Source organism: Phenylobacterium sp. (assembly GCF_046590535.1).
Classification (GTDB): Bacteria; Pseudomonadota; Alphaproteobacteria; order Caulobacterales; family Caulobacteraceae; genus Phenylobacterium.
This window is the reverse complement of the sequence record NZ_JBKJTG010000143.1, coordinates 1-8,373: the sequence shown is the minus strand read 5'-3', so window position 1 is coordinate 8,373 and position 8,373 is coordinate 1. Positions and strand designations below refer to the sequence as shown.

The 8,373-nt window shown below is 66.4% G+C and carries 8 protein-coding genes; 4 read left to right on the top strand and 4 right to left on the bottom strand.

The features are described 5' to 3' along the window. Together ACLL81_RS08750 and ACLL81_RS08745 are read right to left on the bottom strand one after the other, a co-directional pair. Positions 1-998, bottom strand: a 998-nt coding sequence (locus tag ACLL81_RS08750) for a hypothetical protein (protein WP_411287959.1), incomplete at its 3' end; no start/stop codon positions are given. Positions 999-1,116: 118 nt separating this feature from the next. Continuing rightward, entirely contained in the window at positions 1,117-2,091 is a 975-nt protein-coding gene (locus ACLL81_RS08745) for a sodium-dependent bicarbonate transport family permease (protein ID WP_411287958.1), read from the bottom strand. Between the two features lie 32 nt (positions 2,092-2,123). On the opposite strand from ACLL81_RS08745, the gene ACLL81_RS08740 reads away from it, so the two are divergent. The 3 genes from ACLL81_RS08740 (at position 2,124) to pyrC (ending at position 5,144) form a co-directional block, all read left to right on the top strand. Beyond that, positions 2,124-3,059, top strand: a complete 936-nt coding sequence (locus tag ACLL81_RS08740; protein ID WP_411287957.1) for a LysR substrate-binding domain-containing protein — start codon at positions 2,124-2,126, stop codon at positions 3,057-3,059. Between the two features lie 148 nt (positions 3,060-3,207). After that, on the top strand, positions 3,208-3,978 hold the full coding sequence (locus ACLL81_RS08735; protein ID WP_411287960.1) for a TerC family protein: 771 nt from the start codon (positions 3,208-3,210) through the stop codon (positions 3,976-3,978). A 68-nt stretch (positions 3,979-4,046) separates the two neighbouring features. Further along, positions 4,047-5,144 carry a dihydroorotase gene (gene pyrC / locus ACLL81_RS08730; protein WP_411287956.1) on the top strand — a complete coding sequence of 366 codons (1,098 nt, stop codon included), beginning with the start codon at positions 4,047-4,049 and terminating at the stop codon, positions 5,142-5,144. A 51-nt stretch (positions 5,145-5,195) separates the two neighbouring features. On the opposite strand, the gene ACLL81_RS08725 is transcribed toward pyrC, so the two are convergent. Next, the gene (locus ACLL81_RS08725; RefSeq protein ID WP_411287955.1) at positions 5,196-5,876 is read right to left on the bottom strand and encodes a carbonic anhydrase; all 681 of its coding nucleotides are present in this window, start codon (positions 5,874-5,876) and stop codon (positions 5,196-5,198) included. A gap of 380 nt (positions 5,877-6,256) precedes the next feature. Here ACLL81_RS08725 and ACLL81_RS08720 point away from each other — a divergent pair, with 380 nt between their 5' ends. Continuing rightward, on the top strand, positions 6,257-6,733 hold the full coding sequence (locus ACLL81_RS08720) for a hypothetical protein (RefSeq protein WP_411287954.1): 477 nt from the start codon (positions 6,257-6,259) through the stop codon (positions 6,731-6,733). Between the two features lie 274 nt (positions 6,734-7,007). Here ACLL81_RS08720 and ACLL81_RS08715 read toward each other — a convergent pair. Further along, positions 7,008-8,373, bottom strand: a 1,366-nt coding sequence (locus ACLL81_RS08715) for a VCBS domain-containing protein (protein WP_411287953.1), incomplete at its 5' end; no start/stop codon positions are given.

Sequence of the window (8,373 nt, the reverse complement as noted above, 5' to 3'; positions counted from 1 at the left end):
CGCAGGCCAAGCCGGCTATAGCTGCGCGGCTGATCGGTATCTCTTGTAGTCAGTCCCCGTGCGGCGGCGTCATAGGCGCTCTGTTCCCGCCCCAACTGGAGCTCGGCAAGCGACAGCCGGGCCCAGGCCGTCATTAGGCTCGGATCGGCTGCGACCGCCTGCCGGGCCAACCGGACCACTTGGCGCGAGCTGGGTTCAGGCAAAGCCCTGAAAATCAGCGCCAAGGGAAGTTCGGGGCTGCCGGTGGTTAGCGACGCCAGATGGGCGCTCGCGATGCGAAGCGCCTCGTCTCGCCGGTCCAGGTTCAAGAAGGCCAGCACAGCGCGTTGCGGGTCGGCGGCGGCGAAGCTGCGCTCGGCCAACTGACGGATCATGGCGTCGACCTCGCCGGGCGGGCCCGTAAGGCTGAACGATCCCTGGCCGGCGACCCGCACGGTGAGCGTCACCTGGCCAGAGCCGTCCTCGCTGAGGGCGCCGGACACCACCTTCTGGTGGCCAAGCCAGGCCGTCAGCGCGCGCTGGATGTCGCCCAGCGACACGCCGGTCTGCGGAATCTCCAGCCGGACTTCGTCGCTCGCGCTACGCAAGGTTTGCACGGAGAGGAACCCCTTGGCCGCCGACTGCTGGAGGGAGACGATATGGTCCGTGTAGCGGCCGGCCAGCACATCACCGCCGACGCCCCGCGCGGTCCAGGATGGCGGGGCGCTGAAGGGCCTCACTACCATGCTCTCGTCGTGGGCAGCGCTCCACGCCATGACGCCCAGTCCGACCGCGGCCACCAAGCCCACCACCCCGGTGAGCACCTTCAGCGCGACCCCGGCCCGCTCGGAGGCGATCTGCCAGCCCACCAAGCGGTTCTGATTGACCAGCAGCGTCCGCGCCGGGCTGTCGGGCCGGGCGTCGCCGCGCTCCGCCTCCATGGCGATCTCGATGGGATCGGGCGTGGTGGGCGCGTATCGCGCGCGCCGCGGCTTTGCTGTCGTGCTCCCGTCCGGCATCGTACAGCCCCCACTGCGGATCAATGGTGTTCGACTAGCGCCGTGCGGTCAACCGGGCGCCTGTCCCTGCCCCAACGCGCCCCAACCTCGGCTCACCAGCCATTGCCGATGCCTACGCTCATCGCCACAGCCACGCCGCCGCGGCGGTATAGAGCGCGATGCCGACCGTCAGGTTGAAGGGAAAGGTGACCGCAAGCGACGCGGTGACGAACACGCCAGCGTCTGCGGTCGGAGCGGCGATCCGCATGGCGGCCGGAACCGCGATGTAGGAGGCCGATCCGGCAAGGATGGTCAGCAGCGCCGCATTGCCCACGCCGAGACCGGCCAGGTGCGCCAGACCCAGCGCCACGCTCGCCGAGAACAGGGGGAAGGCCACGGCGAAGCCGATCACGGCCGGCGTCAGCCTGCGTCCGCCTTCCATCAGCCGCCGGGCGGCGATCAGGCCGATGTCCAGCAGGAAGAAGCACAGAGCGCCCTGGAACAGCGGCCCGACGAAGATCTCGAGCTTGGCCATGCCGGCCTGTCCGGACACCAGGCCGACCAGGAAACTGCCCAGCAGCATGACCGTGGCGGCGCCGACGAAAACCTCCTTCAGGATGGTGCGGCGGCGTCCCGGCTCGCCGCGCCCCGCACCGTTCATCAGGATCAGCGCCGTCAGGATGGCGGGCGTCTCCATCAGGGCCAGCACGGCCGCCATATATCCGCCTGGGGCCAGCCCGACCGCGGCCAGATGCTGCTGGCCGGCGGCGAAGGTCACCACCGAAACCGACCCATAGGTGGCCGCCAGCGCACACACCGTCGGGCGATCCAACCGCGACACCCGCTTGAGGATGATGAAGGCCAGCAGCGGCATCAGGGCGCTGAGCCCGACGCCGATGGCCCCGGCGGCCAGGAAGTCGCCGTTCAGGCCGGCGGCGCGCGCCTCGACCCCACCTTTGAAACCGATGCACAGCATCAGGTACAGCGACAGCGCCTTGGAAACCGATTCGGGGATCGCCAGATCCGAGCGCGCGAACGCGGCCGCCGCGCCGACGAAGAAGAACAGGATGGCAGGGGAAGTCAGCAGGGCCAGGCTGGCCGAAAGTTCAGGCATGCGTCAACGGGTCCCGCGGAAGGTGCGTGGGTGTGGCCTCGACCGCCACCGCGTTCCAGTTTATTGGCGTGATGAAGATCATAAAGGATTGTAATGACGTGGCGGCGCGGCGGGTAAATTTGGATATCGACCTGCTACGCGCCTTCGTGACGGTCGTTGAGGCCGGCAGCTTTACCCGCGCGGCGGCGCTGCTGGGCAGGACCCAGCCGGCTATCAGCCTGCAGATCCGCCGCCTTGAGGATCAGTTGCGCTCACCCTTGTTCGATCGCGGCGGCAAGGTCATCGGCCTGACCACGGAGGGGGCGGGATTGCTGCCGCAGGCACGCCGCCTTCTGCGGCTCAATGACGAAATCATCTCGACGCTGGGTGAGGGTGACCTGGAGGGCGAAGTGCGGTTCGGCGCGCCCGAGGATATCGCGACCATGCATCTGCCGGGAATTCTGGGCGCCTTCGCGCGCAGCCATCCGCGCATCAAGCTTTCGGTGACATGCGACTACACCGCCAACCTGCTCGACCAGATGTCGCGCGGCATGCTCGACCTGACCCTGATTAAACGAGAGCCCGTAGAGCCGGCGCTGGGGGTTCGAGTCTGGAGCGAACCGCTGGTCTGGGTGGCGCTGGACAGCTCGATCACCGAAACGACGCCGCTGCCCCTGATCGTCGCGCCGGCCCCCGACATCTATCGCAAGCGCGCGCTGGCCGCGCTGCAAGAGGCCGGCATCGCGTTCCGGGCATCGTTCACCTCGCCCAGCCTGGCCGGACAGCTGGCCGCTTTACGCGCGGGGCTGGGTGTCGGTGTCCTGCCGGCGGCCATGGCGCCGCGCGACCTTGCCGTGATCGGCGGCCCCTTGCCGAAGCTCATCGACAGCGAAATTGCGCTTGTGACCGCGCGCGGCGCCGGCGGCCCGGCCGGGCTTCTGGCGCAGGAGGTTCTGCGCGCCCTCGAGCGCGGCCCGGCCCCGCCATGAGGCGCGCTTATGAGGCCCATGCTGGCTTCTGATTGGCCTCGCCCTCGTCCATGGTCGACCCGAGGGCGTGGTACGAGCAAGCGCAGGTCTGGTTGAGATCTCCGTGGCAGATCAGCTCGTGCTGATTATTTTGAGCTGAACTGGATCCATCTTGTTCGATTTCGTCGCCATCTTCCAGGACCCCGCCGCTTGGGCCGCGCTTGTGACATTGATTGTCATGGAGGTGGTGCTCGGGATCGACAACCTCATCTTCATTTCGATCCTCACCAACAAGCTGCCGGAGCATCAGCGCGCCATGGCGCGCAGGGTGGGAATCGGGCTGGCGCTCGGCATGCGGCTGGCCCTGCTGGGCGCTATCAGCTGGATCATCGGGCTGAACGCGGTGGTGTTCTCGGCGTTTGGCAGTGACTTCAGCTGGCGCGAGCTGATCCTGATCGCGGGCGGCCTGTTCCTCGTTTGGAAGGCCACCCAGGAGATCAGCCACACGGTCGATCCGAGCCTGGCTCACAACGAGTTTGACACGGGTCGAGTGGGCATGACCTTCGGCGCGGCCATCTTTCAGATCGTCTTGCTGGATCTCGTCTTCTCCATCGACAGCATCCTGACGGCGATCGGCATGACCGACATACTGGCCATCATGTACATCGCGGTCATCACCGCTGTGCTGGTCATGCTGCTGGCGGCTGAACCCCTCGCGAACTTCATCAAGAAAAGCCCGAGCGTGATCATGCTGGCGCTGGGCTTTCTGCTAATGATCGGGATGGTGCTCATCGCCGAAGGATTCGGCGCTCATGTGCCCAAGGGCTACATTTACGCGGCGATGTCGTTCTCGGCGGCCGTCGGGGGCCTGAACCTCTGGGCGCGGAGCCGCGCTGCGGCGGCGGCCCGCAAGGCGGAGGCGATAGCCGGGGAGGGCTAACGCCAAGACCGGGTCCGCTCGAAACCGCTCCGTAATTCCATGGCGCCTGCGGGCGGGAGAAACCGGCGTTGTCCACACCTGACCAGCAGCCGCTCCTGCCAGAAGCCAACCGTCAGTCGCCGACGCGCTTGCTGATCCGCCAACCGGACGACTGGCATGTCCATCTTCGTGATGGCGCCATGCTGGGGTTGGTGGCGGATTACACCGCGCGCCAGTTCGCCCGCGCCATCGTCATGCCTAACCTCGCGCCCCCGGTCACCACCGTGGCGGCGGCTATGGCGTATCGTGCGCGGATCACGGATGCGCTGGCGCCCGGGAGGGTCTTCACGCCGCTGATGACCGCCTACCTCACGGACGGCATCGAGGCGGGTGAGATAGAGCGGGGATTTGCTGAGGGCGTCTTCACCGCGTGCAAGCTCTATCCGGCGAACGCCACGACCAACTCCGCGCAGGGGGTGACCGATGTCCGCAACATCCACGCCGTCCTGGCTGCAATGGAGCGGATCGGGATGCCCTTGCTCCTGCATGGGGAAGTCACCGATCGGCACGTCGATATCTTCGACCGCGAGGCCGTGTTCATCGATCGCATTCTGACCAGGATCGTCGCGGATTTTCCGGCGCTGAGGATCGTCTTCGAACACATCACCACGCGCGAGGCTGTGCAGTTCGTCGAAGCCGCCGGTCCTCTACTCGCTGCGACGATCACCCCCCATCACCTGATGATCAACCGCAACGCCATGTTCGAGGGCGGGATCAGGCCTCACCTCTATTGCCTGCCCGTGGCCAAGCGTGAGGTTCATCGTCTGGCGCTGCGCAAGGCCGCCACGTCCGGCAATCCGAAGTTCTTCCTGGGCACCGACTCCGCGCCGCACGCCGTCGGCGACAAGGAGTCGGCCTGCGGATGCGCGGGCATCTTCAACGCGCCGGTCGCGCTGGAAAGCTACGCAACGGTCTTCGAAGAGGAAGGCGCCCTCGACAGGCTGGAGGCGTTCGCTTCGGAGAACGGCCCGCGTTTCTACGGTCTGCCGCTCAATGACGGAACGGTCGCGTTGGAGCGGACAGACTGGCGTGTCGACGCCCACTTCGCCGTAACCGGCACGACAATCGTCCCGTTTCTGGCCGAAGCGACACTGCCCTGGAAATTCATCGGGCGCCTCGCCGCCTGACCCGTAGGCAGGCTCGGGCGTGTTGTCAGGGCCCCGCTGGCGCCAGAATGCTCACGCCCCCGTGCGCGGTTCCTCGTCGAAGAAGTCCACGTCGCCGGTATCCAGGTCGTAGTAGGCGCCGACAACCCTCAGACGGCCGCCCTTCAGCCCTTCCGCAAGCACAGGCTGGTCGAGATCCGCCCGCAGCCGTGCGACAATCCGCCGGACGTTCTCGCGTACTGAATTGGCGAACAGATCGCCCTTTTGGGCACGCGCCGCCAGCACAGCCGGGACGATCGGTTCCACGACGCGCTGGATGCTTCCGGGGAAGGTCGCATTGCTTTCGACCACGGCCATGGCCGCGCCAACGGCTCCGCACCGTTCGTGACCGAGCACGACGATCAGCGGCGCGCCCAGTTCCGCCACCCCATACTCGATGCTTCCCTGGGCGACCGCATCGACGGTGTTACCGGCGTTGCGGACGATGAACAGCTCGCCGAGGCCCCGGCCAAACAGCAGTTCAGGCGGCGCCCGGCTGTCCGAACAGGACACCAGAACCGCAAACGGGGTTTGACCGCGCGCGATGTCCAGCCGCCGCTGCCGGCCGCTCGCAGCGCGCAGCGGGCTGTCGGTGACGAACTCCCGGTTTCCCTTCTTCAACAGCGCCAGGGCTTCGGTGGCGGTGAGGGTCGTTCGGGTGTGCGCCCCGCCCGCAGGCGCCAGCGCCGCCAGTGATGGCGCGGCGAGGGCCATCCCGCCTGCCCCGCAGCAGAGGCCAAGGACAGCGCGTCGACCGTGTTCAGACATCAAGAACCTCCAAGAAATGACCGCGTCTGATCCTTGACGCTCGCCGTCAGCGACGCAACGGGCGCCTTCGTTGGCCGCTTATAGCACCCGGCAAGCAACCTTTCTAAGGTCCTATGAGGCGGGAACAGGCGAAATGAACGTCTGCATTGGGGCCGAACCCCTTCATCTCGAATAGTCGGTTCACGACCCTCCGGGACATTGACAACCTGAAGGTTGCAAAACAAACGTCGTTATGTAGACCTGATGGCGTGGGTATTCACTCACGCTGTCTGGATTTGCGTAGCCTGCACCTCCAGCGAAAACTTGCCGTAACAGGGGATGCTAACATGATGATCAGAACTATTGTCGTCGCCGCAGTCGCTGCGGTTGCCGCGGCTCTGCCGGGGTCCGTTGCCGCACAGGCGCCGAGTTGGTCTCCAGAACAGACCGCCGTCTGGACAGTGGTCACGCAATCCTGGGCAGACGAAGCGGCCGAGAACGGCCGCTGGCCCGGCGGCTACGTGCATGATGGAGTGGTCGCATGGGACGCGAGTTGGCCTCTGCCGCGTTACAAGGCCACAATCGAGAAATGGACGCGCTTCAGCGACGCGCAGCGCCAGATTCTCCAGTATGAGCTGACCCCGGCCGCCATCACCATAGCGGGGGATACGGCCGTGGTTCACTACGCAACCGTGACCGTGTCGCAGCGGGCTGCCGATGCGCCAAAGCGGGAAATGAGCAGCTCCATTGAAACGCTAGTGCGTAGCGGAGGCACGTGGAAGTTCCTCTCGCTCAGCAGCTTCGAGCTCGGGAAGGACGATTGATCCTGCCATAAAACACTGGGGGAGCCTTGCGTTCTCCCAGTGTAATTTGGCGGCAATCTGCCCGTCCCGGACGGTCGATATTATCGAGGGCCAGCAGGCCGCCCGATCTGGCCAGCACGGCGTTCATCTGGTCGATCTCGGCATCAGCATTGCGGCACGTAACGCCGCGCCTCCACCATGCCTGCGGCGCGGTCCGTAAACGGGGACGGGCAGGGCGGCGCGTGGTTGGTCTGAAAGACCCGCCCCCAGGGTTCTCCCTGACGGTTGCGCTCCGCTAGATGAGGATCCAACCGTCAAGCCGGACCCAATCCAGCGCGTAGCCGACAGACCCGGTCCCGTTATCGTGGATCCGGAGCGTGTCGGCGCCAGCCTGACCCACAACATCGACGGTGAACGTCCGGAGTTGGTTGTAGGCGGCGAGGTCGGCCTCGGTAATGGTCTTGACGACGACACCGTTGAACTCGAAGGACAGGGTGGAGTTGGGATGCAGTCCGCCGGGGCTGCGCTCGGCCGCGACGCTGAAAGTGAGAGTGGCCCTCTGGCCGGTGGCGACATCGACCGTCTGGGAGATGGTGATCCCCCCCGGGGTGGCCTGGGTGTCGAGCATTTTGCCGTCGCTCCCGGATATGCCGAAGTAGCCGTTCGGGATGATCTCCAGCCCGGGGCCGTGGTTTGTCCAGCCGGCTGCTCCAGTCTCGAACGAGAAGTCCTGCAGCAATTGCGCGAATCTGAAGTCGTCGGCCCCGGTGATGGCCACCTCTATGTCCCTCACCGCCGTGCCGTCGAGGGAGGTCACCGTCAGGCGGTCGTGCACCGTCTGGCCGCCCCTCAGCGTCTGGACATTGGCCGCGCCGTTGTTGAGCGCGTAGGTCCACGCCCCGTCATGGAAGGTGAAGACGCCGTAGATCCCGTTCAGGGCGGCGGCGGCGGGCGCCTGGAAGTGCGCCTGCCCGCTGTCGACGTCGGTGACGGTCAGGTTCCCTGTCGCCGTGAGCGTCCCGTCCTCCTGGACCGTGCCCGCCGACAATCCACTGATCGAGGCGGCGTCGCTTGCGCCGGCTACCGCCACAGTGACGGTGGAGGCTGAGGTGGCCCCGAACTGATCGCGCATGACATAGCTGAGCACGACGTTCTCCGACCCGCCGGCGGGCAGGTGGTCGAAGGCGGTCCCGGGATTGAACACCACCTTGCCGCTGACGATGCTGGCGGAGCCCTTCGGTGCGGAGACCGAAACCAGTGTGAACTGGGGGCCCATATCGACATCGGTGTCGTTGGCCAGCACGTCGACCGTGACCGACTGGTTCTCGCCGGTCCCGGCCAGGTCGGCCACCGCCACCGGCGCGTCGTTCACGCCGGCGATCTGCTGGATGACCAGGTTGGCGGTTGAGGTGGCGCCGTGCTCGTCGCGCATCACATAGGTCAGGACGACGGTCTCGGACCCGCCCGGAGGCAGGTAGTCGAAGTCGGTGCCGGGCTCGAACCGGACTTTGCCGTCCACCACGGACGCCACGCCCTTGCCGGGCGGTCCGGTGACGGACACCAGGGTCAGCTGCGCGCCGGCGTCCACATCCGTGTCGGTGGCCGGCACGGACACCCTGACGGGCGCCACCGAAAACCAGACGCTGACCTTCGACGTGCTG